Raw genomic sequence first — 14944 nt, 5'->3', positions numbered from 1 at the left:
TTATTTTCCTTGTGGTTGTGAGGCGGTGTTGGGCAGGATATTGAGTTCGGCGGGCTCGCGGCCGAGCTGCTGCTGTACGGCGGAATGGATGATGCCCTGCACTTCGGATGCGGTTTTGCCGTGCACGGATTCGGGATCGAAGATGACGATGACTTGCGATTTTTCGCCGTTGAGGGTGTTCACCATCACCTGCGGTTCGCTGCCGAGCTGGGGCTGGAGTGCGGCGGCAATTTCCTGCGCTTGGCTGGCGGCTTGCTGGGCCGGATTGGCGGCATCGCAGCCGGCCAGCGCGGCGGCGAGCAGTAGGGCGGCGGGGAAGCGGGACACGGTTTGCTCTTGCCTGGGAAAGGGTTGGAAAGGTGTGGCATTGTATCGGCGGCGGGGGGATTTTGCCACACGGGGCTTGCGGCTACCTGAAAAATGCGGGCGGGTTTGATGTGGGTTGTGATGTTTCGATTTCATTGCGGCTCGTGTTTTGGCTTCGCAGAAACTCGCCTTGCTTATTTTCAGGTAGCCTCTTGGGTGGGGCAGGCTACCTGAAAGCGCAGTTTCAACAAAGTTAAAACGAGCGAGGTGGATTTCCGCGAAGCTATAACGACAGGCTGCCAGATGATTGCGGCTCCACCCGCACCACGGGGTGCGCGAACGAATAACTCAGCCAGCTGCCGGAATGCTTGCCGAAGCCGGCCAGGGTGAGCGTGCTGCCCTGCCATTGCCAGCTTTGCACCGATTCAAACGGTTCGATGCGCTCAAACGGGATGCTGGCGTAATCCCCATCGCCGGAGAGCGGCCCGCGGCGGCGGAAGGCGGTGCCGGCAAACTGCTGCCAATCGGCAATGCTGAGGCAAACATTAGGCACGAAGGCGCCTGATTCGAGGTGGTAGATTTCGGCGAAGTGGAGCGCGATGCGGCGGCGGGCGGTTTCCATGCGGATGAGCAGGCAGTCGGCGGTGCTGATTTGGCGGGGGTTCATGGGTGAAGGCTACCTGAAAATTGATAGGCAGTATATTAAAAATAAACACAAAATAGTGCAGTTTCGCCGTTGTTGTTCGTCTCAAGGCTTGCTTGGAAATCTTTTGGTTCAAACAAGCCCATTCCTTCTTCTTCATCTTGAAATGTTGGTATTGCATAACGCACATTATGTAATTTTGCTTGCGCTTCGGATAACGGCATATCCAGTATCAAATATGCACCAGAAACTGCTGAACTTTCCAAGCCATAACGTTCCAATGCTTTAACAGGAATACCGTGATACGTTCCCTGAATCGGCAAACTTAATGTATGGGTATCTCCCTTGATAAAATAGGAAATTTTTTGACCAACAACATGCTCAAAACCTTTGGGTGGAATGGGTGTTTTCAGGGAGTGAATATCTACTCTATCATCTCCGAAATCAGCTGTACCGTGATCGTCTATTTTCCAATCGTATAGGCTTTTCAGCAGAGTATTTAGCTCGGGAGAAGCGTGTCCACAACCCTTAGTTTCTAAATATTGAAACAGTGGCGTCCAGTCTGTGGTTTTTCCCCCTATTGGGGAAGAGGAGTGCTGTGTGGAGGGTTGTGTAGATTGGGTATTGCTGCCAGCAGCATGAGAAGTAGCACCATTATTGCAGGCTGCCGTTAAAAGAATAGGGAGGACGGATAAAATCAGTTTACTCATGGCAAAAAGCCCTTTCTAAGCTTGAAACAGATAAGCTAACTTGGGATAAGACCCAACAAAGCAGACAAAATCTAAAAATATTGAGCTTAGCGACTCAACTTGCTGCTGCTACCCAGTAAAACAAACAGCAGGAAAACCCTGTTTGGAGTTTCCCCGCTGTGTTGGCTGGGCCGGTTTAAATCGACAACAGCCATTTGAGCGCTAGGCCGGTGCTGAACGGGCCTTCCGGTGCTTTTTGTGCGTAGGCATCGTCGGCGTTGGCAAATTGCAGCGGGTGCGGGCCGGCATAGTTGGCGTCTTCAGTGTCGATCAGTAGGATCGGGGCTTGGCCGTTGAGCCGGTTTTTGGCGAAGGTGCCACTGAAACTTTGCGCGGTGCCGGGCTGCACGGAGAAGCTGTTGTTCAGCACGATTTTTTCGCCGTTCACCACGAGGTAGAGTTTATAGCCCCAATCGGGCGCGTTGGCCCAGCCGCGGTTGGCGATTTTGGCCGACCAATGGATGATGTTGCCGTTTTGTTTGTCGGGATAGGCGCTGAGCTCTTCCACCACATAGCGGTAGCCCATCCGCTTGCGGACTTCTGTCATGCAGGAGCCGGACTCCCAATTACCGATGAAGGTTTTGTGATAGTCGTAGTTCAGATACGACACATGGTATTCGGGGCCTTCCCGCAGGATGTCGGCACAGCTGGTGCGCGCTCCGGCTTGCGGTTTGCAGGTTTCGCCGCCGAAGATGTGGTGCACGGTGTTGTCGCGGGCGAAGCTACGCAAGGTTTCAGGGGAGTATCCGCCGCGCGGGGAATAGGTGCCGATGTCGTGCGTGCCGGCCATGAAGCAGTCGTTATGCAGGCCGGTGGAAGCTGCGCCCTGCGGTAGGCTGCTGTTGCGCTGGAAGTTCATCAGGTCGCTGGGGTAGCGCAGCTGGAGTTTGGCATGGATGCCGTTGTTGTTGGCGTTGAGCAGGGCTCTGAATACTTCGGCTTTATTTTGGTCGGTATTCAATTTGTTGGAGGAGGAATGCCACTCGCCCCATGCGCCGATGAAGCCGGCCTGCCACACATAGATATTGTCGCGGTTTTTGGCCAAAATGGGGCGCAGCTGTTCGATATGGCGTTGAACCTGCGCCAGATTGGTATCTTGGCCGGCTGCGGTGTAATCGTAGGAGAAGCGCAAAATGGCGTTTACGTTTTTCATTTTAGCCAAACCCTGGTCCAGTGCGTTCAGATAAGACAGGGGCAAATCCTGATTGCGCCATTGGGATAAATCTGCGGGCATATACATCAGGCGGTAGCCGTCGCGGTAGGCCCTTTCCAAATCGGCATCGGTAATTTTGGCGGGGTCTTTGCCGTAACGGTAGAAGCCGCGGCCGTAGCCGGGCACATCACCGGCTGCTTCTTTCAGGGAAACGGTTTTCACATGATTGTTTTCGTTGGTGTTGTCGCTGGGATTGTTGCCGCTGTTGTTTCCGCTATTGTCGTTGCCGTTGTTGGCAGTGTGGTTGCCATTGTTGCCGTTGTCGCCGTTGTCGCCGTTGCCGTTGTTGGCATTGTTGTTTGTATTGCCGTTACCCGTTTCTACGCTGCCGATATACTGATTTTGGCCGGTGCCTCCGGGTGTGTTGATTTTAACCGTGCCCTCTGTTTGATTGGCTGCTGGCTGGCTGGCCTGCTGAGTTGAGGAGTTGGATTTGTCTTTGTCGTTACAGGCCGATAGTGAGAAGGCCATGGCGCAAATCAGGGTGGAAAGTAAGGTTTTGTTCATGATGACGATTTCCTAAATATTGGCAATAAAGGCATTTTCTAAATGAATGCTGTGAAACTTGTTAATCCTACTATGCCGAAGCGTGGATTGTCAAAAAACTAAAAAATTTGTAAAACATGAATAGTCAGAGCCGCTTAGCTGGATAAGCCGGAAATGGGCGGGCGGGTAAGCTGTTGTGCTGCCGGGTTATGTGCCTGCTTCGTTTACTCACGGGGATGATTTGATTGCAGCCCATATTTTTCAGGTAGCCTCTTTGAACTGAAGAAGGCTACCTGAAAAATATGGGCTTCAATAGGTTAAATACGGAATGCAGGCCGTACTTAGGCAGCGTATCCGCCCGTTGCCAAAAAGTCGGCAATGCCGTACACCGAGCAGATGTATTGCGTATTCCAGTTGCCGCGCTCTCCGTGGCTGATTTTGCGGACGCTGTGCTTGGGCAGCATGCAGTCGGGATAGCGGTGCAGGGTGTTGGCGATGACGAAGATGACGAAATAGAAATGCTGCCGGGCGGCTTCGTCTAAGGGGCGGTGCCCGATAACCGGCCATGTGCCGTCTTTGAGCAGGTGATTGCCGGTAAACAGCACGGGCTGGCGCATTTTCTCCGCCCAGTTCATCGGCAGCAGGTAGCGTGTGTTTTCAGGTAGCGTTTGGTTTTGCCCAACCGCCAGCACGCCCATCACCAGCCTGCTGTAATGGGAAAACACGACTTGGGCGATGCCGAAGCGGCTGTCTGCCAAGGGGACGGCGAAAATGTCGCCGGATTGGATTTTTTGGGGTTTGGGCATAGGTTCCTCAGTGTTTGTCTCTGTACCACCGCTCCGCCGCAGCGGTGATTGCCGCCGCCAGTTTTTCCTGCACGGCTTCCACTATGGCCCGGGCTTTGCGTTTGGCGGCATTGCGCGCCACTGCATGGCTGCTGCCGAATCGCTTGGCGGCTTCCTGCTGCGCGAACAGGTTTTTGATGTCTTTGCGGCTTTTGTCGGCAATGGCGGAAAAATAGGCGGCAGCGGTTTCATAATGGGATAGTTCCGCATAAATCCTGCCCAGCAAACGGTTGCGTCCGTCGCAGGGCGGCAGGGCTTCCAGCTCGTCTGCCAGCTTAAACAACCATTGATGTTTTTGTTCTCGTTTGGCATAAGGCAGCCTGCACAGCTCGTTGATTTTGGCCAGATACTCTTGTTCGTTTCCCATCGTGCTGCCTGTTTGATAAGGAGTTGTCTGATTTTTATCGGGCTACCTGAAAACGAGCGGAGCCGAAATGCAAGCTTCCGGGGCTGAAAAATAGTTTTCAGGTAGCCATTTGCCGTTTAATCCGTGCCCTTTGCCCTGTTTTCGTGGAATTGCGCCTGCCAGTCGGCGAATTGGCCCTGTTCGATGGCTTGGCGCATTTCGGCCATGATGGTTTGGTAGAAATGCAGGTTGTGGATGGTGTTGAGCTGGGCGCCGAGGATTTCGCCGGCGCGGTGCAGGTGGTAGAGGTAGGCGCGGCTGAAGTGAGTGCAGGCGTAGCAGGTGCAGGTTTCGTCGAGCGCTCGGGTGTCGTGTTTGTGCTTGGCGTTTTTGATTTTGATGTCACCGAAGCGGGTGAACAGCCAGCCGTTGCGGGCGTTGCGGGTGGGCATCACGCAGTCGAACATGTCGATGCCGTGTGCCACGCCGTATACGAGGTCTTCGGGGGTGCCGACACCCATCAGGTAATGCGGTTTGTGCGCAGGCAGCATGGGGCCGACGGCGCGCAGCATGCGGTACATTTCGGGTTTGGGTTCGCCCACGGAGAGGCCGCCGATGGCCAGCCCGGGGAAGTCGAGCTCTTCCAGGCCGCGCAGGGATTCTTCGCGCAGGTCTTCAAACATGGCGCCCTGTACGATGCCGAACAGGGCGTTGGGGTTGCGCAGGTCTTCAAAGGCTTTTTTGCTACGTTCGGCCCAGCGCAGGCTCATGTGCATGGATTTCTCGGCCATTTCGCGGGTGGCTTCGCCGGGGGTGCATTCGTCGAGCTGCATGGCGATGTCGGAATTGAGCACGGTTTGGATGTGCATGGAGATTTCGGGCGAGAGGAAGAGTTTGTCGCCGTTGATCGGGCTTTTGAAGGTGCAGCCTTCTTCAGTGAGTTTGCGCATGTCGGACAGGGAAAATACTTGGAAGCCGCCGGAATCGGTGAGGATTGGCTTGTGCCAGCCGATGAAGTCGTGCAGGCCGCCGAATTGTTCGATCACTTCCAAGCCGGGGCGCAGCCATAAATGATAAGTGTTGCCTAAAATGATTTGCGCTTTGATGTCGTGCAGGTTTTGCGGGGTCATGGCTTTGACCGAGCCGTAGGTGCCGACGGGCATGAACACGGGGGTTTCGATGCTGCCGTGGTTGAGTTCGAGCGTGCCGCGCCGGGCGTGGCCGTTTGTGTGGTGTAGGGTGAATTTGAGCATGGGAGGCGTGGTTTGATTAAGGATAACGGCGGATTATAAAGGATTTGCCGTGTGCTGCGGCGGATGGCAAGCGGAAGGGGCGAGTATTTTAACTCCGTTGAAGCAGGATTTTCAGGTAGCCTCTGCTGCGGCAAAGGCTACCTGAAAAAGGCTATCTGAAATGCCATTCCGTCACCCCAACCCCAGCCTGACCGCTTCCACCGCCCCCGCCAGATAGCCTGGGAAGTTGGGCGAAAATTCGGCGGACACGCCGGTGAGCCTGCCTGCCCATGCGCCGGATGCGGGGGCGTTGCGCGGGGCGTGCGGGTGGTCGGGGCTGCCTGAAAGGTCGGCGGGCGCGGCGGTGAGCGGTTCGGCGGCCCAGTCTTTGATGAAGGCGGTTTGCAGGCGGCTTTGGGCTTCTTCGCCGAACAGGCGCACCAGTTGGGCGCGGCACAGGGTTTCCAACTCGCCGTTTTTCAGGCGGCTCCGCGCGGCATACGGCACGCCGACAAAGCCGAACAGCGCGCCGAAGGTGTCGTCTTGATTGCTGATGTCGTGGATTTCCACCATCGGGCCGGCGTAGCTTCTGCCGTTGCCCGATAGCCCGCGTTCGCGCCAAAACGGGCGGTCGAACAGGGCGATGAATTTGGCGTGCGGCGCCATCCAGGTGGGGGTATTGCGCCATTCGTTAAGCAGGCCTTCGGGCAGGGCGGGCGTGAAGGCGATTTGGGCGGCAAGGCGCGGCGGGATGGCAATCCAGAGTTTGCCGCCGCGAAAGGTGTGGCTTTCCGTCTGCACTTCTATGCCGTCCGAAACCTGTTTTACGGCCACCACTTTTTGCCCCAACTGAACGTTTTCTTTTTTCAGGTAGCCTGCCAGTGTGTCGGGCAGTTTGCTCATGCCGCCTGCGATGCGCTGGCCGTCCACATAGGGATAATCCGCCGCGCTCACTTCGCGGGCAGAGGTTTCCACCAGCAGTTTGCCCGTCGGCTGGTCGAATACGGCCAAGCCCAGTTCGCGGATAAGGGCGGCCAATTCGGGCTGGAAATCCGCCCAAAACCAGGTTGCGCCCAGTTCCAGCGCGTGGCCGTCGCCCAAGTCATAGCCCGCCGCGCGCCCGCCCCAATGCGTGCCCGCTTCGAGCAACAGATAATCTTCGCCGCGCTGTTGCAGGCGGTAGGCGAGATACAGCCCGGCCACGCCGCCGCCGATGATGATGTGTTTCATATTGTGGTTCCTTGATGTATGAACGGGGATGGAAAAGCCCAAACGCGGGACGGCATTTCAGGCTGCCTGAAAAGGTTTGGCGGATTCGGTATCCGCCTTTTTGTTTGGAAACGGCGTTTGCCGCGCGGGGAAAGCGTTTTCGCTCCGCAGAAACCCCGCTTTCTTCGGAAACTTCGTTTTAGCTCCGCAGAAACTCCGCTTCCCACGGAAACTCCGTTTTCAGGCTGCCTGAAACCGAAAGGCTGCCTGAAAAACCGGCTTCAACGGGGCGGGGATTCTGCGGATGTCGATGCCTGCCTCGCCGCCCGCGCCCACTTCGCCAACGCCTGCGCCATATCCGCCTGCGGGATGAAGCGCGCCATCCGTTCCACTTCTTTGCCGTGGAAAAACAGCAGCCACACGGGCGCGGTCAGGGCGTGGAAATGCGCCGCCATTTCGGGGATGTCGGCAATGTTTGCCTGCACGGCATACACGCCATCGGCCTGCGCCAGCGCGGCTTCCAACTGCGGGGCGAGCGCGGTGCACACGCCGCAGTTCGGGGCTTTGATATACAGCGAGACCAAGGGGTGCGCGGCAATCGCCGTTTCGATTTCTTTCAGGGTGTGCAGTTGTTTCATGGGTATGTCTTTCTTACGCCGTTTCAGGCAGCCTGAAAACGGATTGGGTAGGTCGGGCATTCATGCCCGACAATTTTTTGCGTTCGGGCAACCGTCGGGCATGAATGCCCGACCTACGCATCTTGCAGGGTATGCAGTATCGGTAGTTTCGGATAACCGGACGGTTTGTTGGGTCATGACCCAACCTACGCTGGCTTGCGCTTTGTACCGTTTTCAGGCTGTCTGAAACGGGTTTCGGTAAAGCCCGAACCCGCAGCGGAAACCGTTTCCGCCGCTAGATTTTCTCCACGCGCACTTCCGCCCGCGTTTTCAGGCTGTTGAGCACGGGCGAGGTGGCGGCGGCGCGTTCGGCAAAGGCTTGCAGGGCGGGCAAATCCGCATCCGCCTTCACTTTCACGTCCAGCACCAGCCCGTCCAGCCCGCCGTATCCCGCTTCCATGCCGAACAGTTTGGCGATGTCGATGCCGCCGCTTGCGGACACTTCCAGCGATGCCAGCTCCACGCCCGCCTGCGCCGCCTGCCACTCGAAGCCGATGGAGAAGCAGCCTGCCGCCGCGCCGAGCAGGTATTCCACCGGATTGGGCGCGGCGTTTTCCCCGCCCATGTTTTTCGGCTCGTCGGTGGCGAAGGCGGGAAAGCGGCGCACGGAAATTTCGTTTTTTGTGCCGCTAACCCAGCGTAAATCGGCGCGGAATGCGGCCTTGCCCTGCGCGTGGTCGTTTTCCACCGCCGCCACGCTGGCGCGGAAACGTTCGATGTTTAATCCGTTTATCATATTTTGTCCTTTCGGTTTGGGGTTTGAGGCTACCTGAAAATCCGGAGCGGATAACGGGCAGCCTGAAAACGGTGTGCGTGCATAAAACATCCGCCGCGCCGGAGCAGGCGGGGCGGACGGGGCGGACGGGATGGGTTTCAGGCTGCCTAAGCCTTGCTGAACACGTCTGCTTCCGCCAGGCGCGATTTGGGCAGTTGCGCGTTGAAATCGTCGTCGGCGCGGTAGCCGAAGGAAACGATGGCAACGGAGCGGAAGCCTTTTTCCGCCAAGCCGAATTCCTTGTCCAGCGCGGCCAAATCCACGCCTTCCATCGGCACGGCGTCGATGCCCAGCGCGGCGGCGGCCATCAGCGCGAAGCCCAGGTTGATGTGCACTTGGCGGCTCAGCCATTCGGCTTCGTCTTGAATCGTGTTGCGGTGGATGCCCAAAAAGGTGCGCCGCGCGTCGTCGCCGCCTTTTTTGAATTCGGGCTGGGCGTAGCGGCCGTCTTGGTCTTCTTTTTCCAGGATTTTGTCCAAAAACGCATCATCGGCGTGGGTTTTGGCGGCAAACACGACAACGTGCGACGCATCCGCCACTTTGGGCGTGTTGAACGGAAAATGCTCGGCGGTGGCTTTGGCAATCCGCGCCTTGCCCGCTTCGTCGTCGGCAATCACGAAATGCCACGGCTGGATATTGACGCTGGACGGGCTGCCGCGCAACGCGTCCTGCATCTGCGCCCAGTCGGCGGCGGGGATTTTCTTGGCGGGGTCGAATTTTTTGGTGCTGTAACGGCGGTTTACGGTTTGGGAAACGTTCATGTTTTCATTCTTGAATCATCGGGTTGGAAAGGGGCGGATTATACGGCGGGGAGGCGGGGCGGACAAACGGGGAAACGGGGTTCGGATAAGGGAAAACGGTTCGGCAGCCCGTCCATAGGGCTACCTGAAAATCCTGCCTGTGCGGCGGTTTGCCGGAGCCTGAAACTCATTCGATGCCGAACGCGCCGCCGGCTTCCAAGGCTTGCAGCGAATAGGCATAGGCCGCGCCGGCGTTCATATAGACGGCGGTGGCGAGCGCGCCGGCGATTTCGCTTTCGGTCGCGCCCGCTTTGGCGGCGGCTTCGGCGTGGATGGCGATGCAGCTCGTGCAATGGTTTACCACGGCCACGGCGATGGCGATGAGTTCGCGGGTTTTCGCGTCGAGGGCTTCGGCGGCGACGGCGTGTTCCAACGCGCCGATGGCGGCAATCATTTTGGGGTGTTTTTTGCCCATTTGGGCAAAGGCGGCTTTCACGTCGGCGTTGTGGGTTTTCCAGTCTTGAAACATGACGGCTTCTCCTTGTTTAGGGGGAGTATCGGGTTTTCAGGCAGCCTCTCCCGCATTCGGATAAGGCTACCTGAAAATATTTTGGGCGGGCTTTGCCGCCGTTTTGGCTTTGCAGAAACCCTGCCTTCTTAGTAAGCACAGCCCGCATCGGCAGGGTGTGCGCCGCAAGGCAGGCACGCGGTTTTCCGTTTTCAGGCTGCCTGAAAAGACGCAAAAGCAGCTTCAAACAAAATTCAGGCTGCGTTTTGGCTTTGCAGAAACTCCGCTGCCTGCGGAAGCTGCGTTTTAGTTTCGCAGAAACTCCGCTGCCTGCGGAAGCTGCGTTTTAGCTCCGCAGAAACTCCGCTGCCTGCGGAAGCTGCGTTTTCAGGTAGCCTGAAACGCGCGGTCAGGCCGTTTCGTAAATCCGGATGTCGGGCGCGGCGGCAAACAGCGGCGAAAGCTCGCGCACCACGTCCTGCTTAAACAGCTCCGTGTCCAGATACGCCTTGGCGTTGGCGGCGGTGTCGAAACCGTGCAGCACCTGCACGTCTTCGTCGCGCACCAGCAGTTCTTTGGATTGCGCGCCCGCAATGTTTTGCAGGAACGGGGCTTTGTATTTTTGGTACACCGCAGCGGCGGCAGCGCGGTTTTCCGGATTAATGAACAGGGTGATTTGCAGATAGGCCATGTCGGTCTCCTCGGGTTGGGTTGGACGGTTTATCCAAAGGAAAACTTTTGCCTGATATAATCCGCCGCATACGGGCGGCAGGCCGTTTCCCTTTGCACGAAGCGGATTATAGGCTTCCCGCCCGAAGAAACAACGCACAAAACCTTTAACCGAGATAAAGAAAATCTTGCTATGAAAATTGCCTTCCTCAACGCCCTGCGCGCCTTTGAAGCCGCCTGCCGCCACCGCAGCTTTTCCGCAGCGGCGCAGGAATTGAACGTTACCCCCGCCGCCGTCGGGCAGTTGGTGAAAAGTTTGGAAGACTATTTGGGCAGGCCGCTGTTTGCGCGGCAGAGCGGCGGGCGGGCACGGCTGGTGCCTTCCGACAGCGCATTGGACGCGCTGCCCGATGTTCAGGCGGGCTTCGAGCGGCTGGCACAGGGCTGGCAGAAATTGCAGGCGCAGCAAAACCAAAGGCTGGCCGTTACCGCCAGCCCCGCCTTTGCCGCCAAATGGCTGCTGCCGCGCTTGGAGCGTTTTCAGGCTGCCTGCCCCGACATCGATTTGTTCCTGAACACCAGCCCGCGCCACACCGATTTTCTGGCGGAACACATCGACATCGGCATCCGCTACGGCCGGGGCGGCTGGACGGACGTGGCCGCCGAAAAATGGTGCGGCGAAACCGTGTTCCCCGTCTGCTCGCCCGCCTTTGCCGCCGCGCACCGCATCCGCGATCCCGCCGATTTGCCGAATCTGCCGCTCATCCACGACGACACGCTGCCGCCCGACAGCGGCTTTGCCGGCTGGGCGGACTGGCTGCCTGCCGGCCTGCCGCAGCCCGCCGCCAAAGGGCTGCACATCAACAATTCCGCCGCCGTGTTGCAGGCGGCGGCAGACGGCGCGGGCATCGCGCTGGCGCGCAGCCTCTTGGCGGCCGACGACTTGGCGGCAGGGCGGCTGGTGCGCCTGTTCCCCGAAATCTCCGTGCCCAGCCCGCTGGCCTATTATCTAGTATACCGCGCGGAAAGCTGCCATCTGCCGCAGGTGCGGGCGTTTCGGGAGTGGCTGCGGGGGGAGGCGGATGCGGCGGGATAGGCGGCCAAACGCAGCCGTTCGAGAGGAACAGTGGCATGCGCCACCGCTTCTCTTTTGGGCCGGTGTGCTTTCCCAAGCCGTGCCAAATCGGCTATAATCCGCGCTTCGACACAGGCACGTAGCTCAGTTGGTTAGAGCATCACCTTGACATGGTGGGGGTCGTTGGTTCGAATCCAATCGTGCCTACCAGAATTCGTGGAACAACAGGGGTTTCTGGGAAACTTCGGTTGTTCCTTTTTGTTTGGCCGTTTTGAAGAGATTGCTTTTTTCAGGTAGCCTTTTGCGTGAATATAGAGGCTACCTGAAAATGAGCGGAGCGGATTTCGCCAAACGATGCCTTAACGCAATCAAGGCCGGACTTCTGCGAAGCCGAAGCCGCCGAACCGTTTGCCGGACAACCCATGCGCCGTTTGCCCCCCGCCCTTGCCCTGCTGCTCACGCTGGCCATATTGGCCGCTGCGGCGTTTATCGGCCTGTTTCTGCTGTTTTACTTTTTCGGCTTTGCATAAACGCTGTTGCCCGCATGCGCGGCAGAGGCTACCTGAAAAATCATGCCGAGCCGCCGCCCCGATTTCGGCCGCATCACAGAATGCCTGAAACCCCAATCCAAAATTTTATTTAAACAGGAAGAAAACCCATGCCCCAAATCAACATCACCCTGCCCGACGGCAGCATCCGCCAATACGAAGCCCCCACCACCGTTGCCCAAATCGCCGCCTCCATTGGCTCCGGCCTGGCCAAAGCCACCGTGGCCGGCAAAGTGAACGGCATCCTGCGCGACGCGAGCGACCCGATTAGCGAAGACGCCACGGTGCAAATCATCACGCCGAAAGACCCGGAAGGCGTGGAAATCATCCGCCATTCCTGCGCGCATTTGGTCGGCCACGCGGTGAAACAGTTGTTTCCCAATGCGAAAATGGTCATCGGCCCGGTGATTGAAGACGGCTTTTATTACGACATCGCCGCCGAAAAACCGTTCACGCCCGAAGACATGGCGGCGATTGAAGCGCGCATGAAAGAGCTCATCAACCAAGATTACGATGTGATTAAGAAAATGCTGCCGCGCGCCGAAGTGATTGAAATCTTCCGGCAGCGCGGCGAGGAATACAAGCTGCGGCTGGTGGATGATATGCCCGAAGTGCAGGAAATGGGCATGTATTTCCATCAGGAATATGTGGACATGTGCCGCGGGCCGCACGTGCCCAACACGCGGTTTTTAAAGAACTTCAAGCTGACCAAAATGTCCGGCGCGTATTGGCGCGGCGACAGCAACAACGAACAGTTGCAGCGCATTTACGGCACGGCGTGGGCAACGAAAGACGAACTGAAAGCCTACATCCAGCGCATTGAAGAAGCCGAAAAACGCGACCACCGCCGTCTGGGCAAACAGCTCGACCTGTTCCATTTGCAGGACGAAGCCCCCGGCATGGTGTTCTGGCACCCGCGCGGCTGGACGCTGTGGCAGGTCATCGAGCAGCACATGCGCCGCGAACTGGACGCGGCGGGCTACCGCGAAGTGAAAACGCCGCAAATCATGGACAGGATTTTGTGGGAAAAATCCGGCCACTGGCAAAACTACCAAGAAAACATGTTCGTTACCGAATCGGAAAAACGCACCTACGCCGTGAAACCGATGAACTGCCCCGGCCACGTGCAGATTTTCAACCACGCGCTGCGCTCCTACCGCGACCTGCCCATGCGCCTGGCCGAATTCGGTTCCTGCCACCGCAACGAACCTTCCGGTGCGCTGCACGGCCTCATGCGCGTACGCGGCTTCGTGCAGGACGATGCGCACATCTTCTGCACCGAAGACCAGATTGCCGAAGAAACCCGCATCTTCAACCAGCTGGCCATGAAGATTTACAAACAGTTCGGCTTTGAGCACGTGAGCGTGAAACTCTCGCTGCGCCCCGAACAGCGCGCCGGCAGCGACGCCATTTGGGACAAGGCCGAACAAGGGCTGCGCGACGCTCTCACCGCCTGTGGTGTCACCTGGGAAGAGCTGCCCGGCGAAGGTGCCTTCTACGGCCCGAAAGTGGAATACCACATCAAAGACGCGCTCGGCCGCTCTTGGCAGTGCGGCACGATTCAGCTCGATTTCGTGCTGCCCGAACGCCTCAATGCCGAATACGTTACCGAAGACAACGGCCGCGCCCGCCCCGTGATGCTGCACCGCGCCATCTTGGGTTCGCTGGAACGTTTCATCGGCATCCTGATTGAAGAACACGCCGGCTCCTTCCCGCTGTGGCTCGCGCCCGTGCAGATGGTGGTGATGAACATCACCGAGAAACAGGCGGATTACTGCCAAGAAGTGGTGGCCAAGCTCAAAGCTGCCGGTTTCCGCGCCGAAGCCGACCTGCGCAACGAAAAAATCGGCTACAAAATCCGCGACAACAGCCAATCCCGTTACCCCTATCAAATCGTGATCGGCGAGAAAGAAAAAGAAAACGGCCAAGTGGCCGTGCGCCGCAAAGCCGAAGACTTGGGCAGCATGAAGCTGGAAGACTTTATCGCGCACCTGCAAGCCGAATTGGCAGCGGGTTAGAGCGCGGCTGCACAGGAAGCACCGCGCTGCGGCTTCACCGCATTGCAGCTATGTTTTCAGGTAGCCTTTTGGGGCTACCTGAAAATTTTTGGCTGTGTGAAACTCGGTCTGCAGCTGTCTGAACATTGATCGGCAACCCGAGAATTGAAGGCAGATTGTTTTTCAGGTAGCCTTGGATGACGTAAGGCTACCTGAAAAATATGGGCGGCACTTGTCCGATTTGCTCCCTTTAACCGCGTTTCTTACCAAGGAGACTTGTCATGAGAGTTTTGGTTAACCTGTTCCACCCGCACCTTGAGCGATCTGTGGTAAACCGCGCTTGGGCGGAGCGCCTGGCCGGTCAGCCCGGCATCACCCTGCGAAACCTGTACGCGCTCTACCCTGATGGAAAAATCGATGTGGCCGCCGAACAGCAGGCTTTAGCCGAACACGACCGCTTGGTGTTCCAGCACCCGTTTTATTGGTATTCCACTCCGCCGCTGATGAAGCAGTGGCTCGACGACGTGCTGACCTATGGCTGGGCATACGGCCCGGGCGGCAACGCGCTGGCAGGCAAGGAGTGGCTGTCGGCGATTTCCACGGGCGGGCCGGCGGATTCCTATCAGGCAGGCGGCTACAACAGCTTTTCCATGAGCGAGTTTTTGAAACCCCTGGTGCAGACCGCCTCCCTGTTGCAAACCGTGTTCCTGCCGCCGTTTATTTTTCATGGCGCGGTGGTGGCCGATAGCGAAGCGGTGCGTGCTTCTGCTGATGCGCTGCTGGATTATGTTCGCAACCCGCTGCTCGATCCGCAGAAGAAGCTGGCAGCCTTGCAGGCCAAAATGGAAAGCGAAGGCGTGAAGCTGGAATAGCTTTGCTGAACGACCATACAAAAGAGGCTACCTGAAAACTGGCTTTGCTCGTTT

General features: G+C 57.7%; 16 protein-coding genes and 1 tRNA gene. 4 read left to right on the top strand and 13 right to left on the bottom strand.

The annotated features are described in order from the left end of the window. The 13 genes from H9Q10_RS09725 to H9Q10_RS09665 form a co-directional block, all read right to left on the bottom strand. Positions 1–462, bottom strand: coding sequence for a hypothetical protein (locus H9Q10_RS09725; RefSeq protein ID WP_197903787.1), 462 nt, complete (start codon positions 460–462; stop codon positions 1–3). Between the two features lie 127 nt (positions 463–589). After that, positions 590–973 carry a hypothetical protein gene (locus tag H9Q10_RS09720; protein WP_197903786.1) on the bottom strand — a complete coding sequence of 128 codons (384 nt, stop codon included), beginning with the start codon at positions 971–973 and terminating at the stop codon, positions 590–592. Between the two features lie 35 nt (positions 974–1008). Next, positions 1009–1659, bottom strand: a complete 651-nt coding sequence (locus H9Q10_RS09715; RefSeq protein WP_197903784.1) for a hypothetical protein — start codon at positions 1657–1659, stop codon at positions 1009–1011. A 175-nt stretch (positions 1660–1834) separates the two neighbouring features. Beyond that, positions 1835–3418, bottom strand: coding sequence for a DUF4874 domain-containing protein (locus H9Q10_RS09710; RefSeq protein ID WP_197903782.1), 1584 nt, complete (start codon positions 3416–3418; stop codon positions 1835–1837). A gap of 320 nt (positions 3419–3738) precedes the next feature. After that, on the bottom strand, positions 3739–4203 hold the full coding sequence (locus tag H9Q10_RS09705; protein ID WP_197903780.1) for an Imm26 family immunity protein: 465 nt from the start codon (positions 4201–4203) through the stop codon (positions 3739–3741). Positions 4204–4210: 7 nt separating this feature from the next. After that, on the bottom strand, positions 4211–4609 hold the full coding sequence (locus tag H9Q10_RS09700) for a hypothetical protein (RefSeq protein WP_197903778.1): 399 nt from the start codon (positions 4607–4609) through the stop codon (positions 4211–4213). Between the two features lie 116 nt (positions 4610–4725). Further along, entirely contained in the window at positions 4726–5841 is a 1116-nt protein-coding gene (tgt, locus tag H9Q10_RS09695) for a tRNA guanosine(34) transglycosylase Tgt (protein WP_197903776.1), read from the bottom strand. A gap of 171 nt (positions 5842–6012) precedes the next feature. Continuing rightward, positions 6013–7050, bottom strand: a complete 1038-nt coding sequence (locus H9Q10_RS09690) for a flavin monoamine oxidase family protein (RefSeq protein WP_197903774.1) — start codon at positions 7048–7050, stop codon at positions 6013–6015. 260 nt (positions 7051–7310) lie between these two features. Continuing rightward, entirely contained in the window at positions 7311–7667 is a 357-nt protein-coding gene (locus H9Q10_RS09685) for a thioredoxin family protein (protein WP_197903772.1), read from the bottom strand. Between the two features lie 274 nt (positions 7668–7941). After that, on the bottom strand, positions 7942–8442 hold the full coding sequence (locus tag H9Q10_RS09680; protein ID WP_197903770.1) for an OsmC family protein: 501 nt from the start codon (positions 8440–8442) through the stop codon (positions 7942–7944). Between the two features lie 146 nt (positions 8443–8588). Beyond that, on the bottom strand, positions 8589–9242 hold the full coding sequence (gene nfsB / locus H9Q10_RS09675; RefSeq protein WP_197903769.1) for an oxygen-insensitive NAD(P)H nitroreductase: 654 nt from the start codon (positions 9240–9242) through the stop codon (positions 8589–8591). A 166-nt stretch (positions 9243–9408) separates the two neighbouring features. Continuing rightward, positions 9409–9750, bottom strand: a complete 342-nt coding sequence (locus tag H9Q10_RS09670) for a carboxymuconolactone decarboxylase family protein (RefSeq protein WP_197903767.1) — start codon at positions 9748–9750, stop codon at positions 9409–9411. Positions 9751–10138: 388 nt separating this feature from the next. Next, positions 10139–10420 (bottom strand): hypothetical protein, encoded by a 282-nt coding sequence (locus tag H9Q10_RS09665; RefSeq protein ID WP_197903766.1) that lies wholly within the window; start codon positions 10418–10420, stop codon positions 10139–10141. A gap of 171 nt (positions 10421–10591) precedes the next feature. Between H9Q10_RS09665 and H9Q10_RS09660 the strand changes: the two genes are divergently transcribed. The 4 genes from H9Q10_RS09660 to H9Q10_RS09645 all read left to right on the top strand — a co-directional run bounded on the left by H9Q10_RS09660 (position 10592) and on the right by H9Q10_RS09645 (position 14890). Further along, positions 10592–11494 carry a LysR substrate-binding domain-containing protein gene (locus H9Q10_RS09660; RefSeq protein ID WP_197903765.1) on the top strand — a complete coding sequence of 301 codons (903 nt, stop codon included), beginning with the start codon at positions 10592–10594 and terminating at the stop codon, positions 11492–11494. Positions 11495–11606: 112 nt separating this feature from the next. After that, positions 11607–11683: transfer RNA gene (locus tag H9Q10_RS09655), tRNA-Val, on the top strand. Positions 11684–12131: 448 nt separating this feature from the next. Next, entirely contained in the window at positions 12132–14039 is a 1908-nt protein-coding gene (gene thrS, locus H9Q10_RS09650; protein WP_197903764.1) for a threonine--tRNA ligase, read from the top strand. A gap of 260 nt (positions 14040–14299) precedes the next feature. After that, positions 14300–14890 carry an NAD(P)H-dependent oxidoreductase gene (locus tag H9Q10_RS09645; RefSeq protein WP_197903763.1) on the top strand — a complete coding sequence of 197 codons (591 nt, stop codon included), beginning with the start codon at positions 14300–14302 and terminating at the stop codon, positions 14888–14890. Positions 14891–14944 lie beyond the last annotated feature (54 nt).

The sequence above is a fragment of the Eikenella glucosivorans genome, from assembly GCF_016025525.2.
Classification (GTDB): Bacteria; Pseudomonadota; Gammaproteobacteria; order Burkholderiales; family Neisseriaceae; genus Eikenella; species Eikenella glucosivorans.
The sequence above is the reverse complement of the archived record's forward strand: the minus strand, read 5'-3'. Positions and strand labels throughout refer to the sequence as shown.

Coding starts and splice junctions, on each gene's coding strand:
- H9Q10_RS09725 (WP_197903787.1), bottom strand. CDS start 462: ATGAAATCGAAACATCACAACCCACATCAAACCCGCCCGCATTTTTCA.
- H9Q10_RS09720 (WP_197903786.1), bottom strand. CDS start 973: ATGAACCCCCGCCAAATCAGCACCGCCGACTGCCTGCTCATCCGCATG.
- H9Q10_RS09715 (WP_197903784.1), bottom strand. CDS start 1,659: ATGAGTAAACTGATTTTATCCGTCCTCCCTATTCTTTTAACGGCAGCC.
- H9Q10_RS09710 (WP_197903782.1), bottom strand. CDS start 3,418: ATGAACAAAACCTTACTTTCCACCCTGATTTGCGCCATGGCCTTCTCA.
- H9Q10_RS09705 (WP_197903780.1), bottom strand. CDS start 4,203: ATGCCCAAACCCCAAAAAATCCAATCCGGCGACATTTTCGCCGTCCCC.
- H9Q10_RS09700 (WP_197903778.1), bottom strand. CDS start 4,609: ATGGGAAACGAACAAGAGTATCTGGCCAAAATCAACGAGCTGTGCAGG.
- tgt (WP_197903776.1), bottom strand. CDS start 5,841: ATGCTCAAATTCACCCTACACCACACAAACGGCCACGCCCGGCGCGGC.
- H9Q10_RS09690 (WP_197903774.1), bottom strand. CDS start 7,050: ATGAAACACATCATCATCGGCGGCGGCGTGGCCGGGCTGTATCTCGCC.
- H9Q10_RS09685 (WP_197903772.1), bottom strand. CDS start 7,667: ATGAAACAACTGCACACCCTGAAAGAAATCGAAACGGCGATTGCCGCG.
- H9Q10_RS09680 (WP_197903770.1), bottom strand. CDS start 8,442: ATGATAAACGGATTAAACATCGAACGTTTCCGCGCCAGCGTGGCGGCG.
- nfsB (WP_197903769.1), bottom strand. CDS start 9,242: ATGAACGTTTCCCAAACCGTAAACCGCCGTTACAGCACCAAAAAATTC.
- H9Q10_RS09670 (WP_197903767.1), bottom strand. CDS start 9,750: ATGTTTCAAGACTGGAAAACCCACAACGCCGACGTGAAAGCCGCCTTT.
- H9Q10_RS09665 (WP_197903766.1), bottom strand. CDS start 10,420: ATGGCCTATCTGCAAATCACCCTGTTCATTAATCCGGAAAACCGCGCT.
- H9Q10_RS09660 (WP_197903765.1), top strand. CDS start 10,592: ATGAAAATTGCCTTCCTCAACGCCCTGCGCGCCTTTGAAGCCGCCTGC.
- thrS (WP_197903764.1), top strand. CDS start 12,132: ATGCCCCAAATCAACATCACCCTGCCCGACGGCAGCATCCGCCAATAC.
- H9Q10_RS09645 (WP_197903763.1), top strand. CDS start 14,300: ATGAGAGTTTTGGTTAACCTGTTCCACCCGCACCTTGAGCGATCTGTG.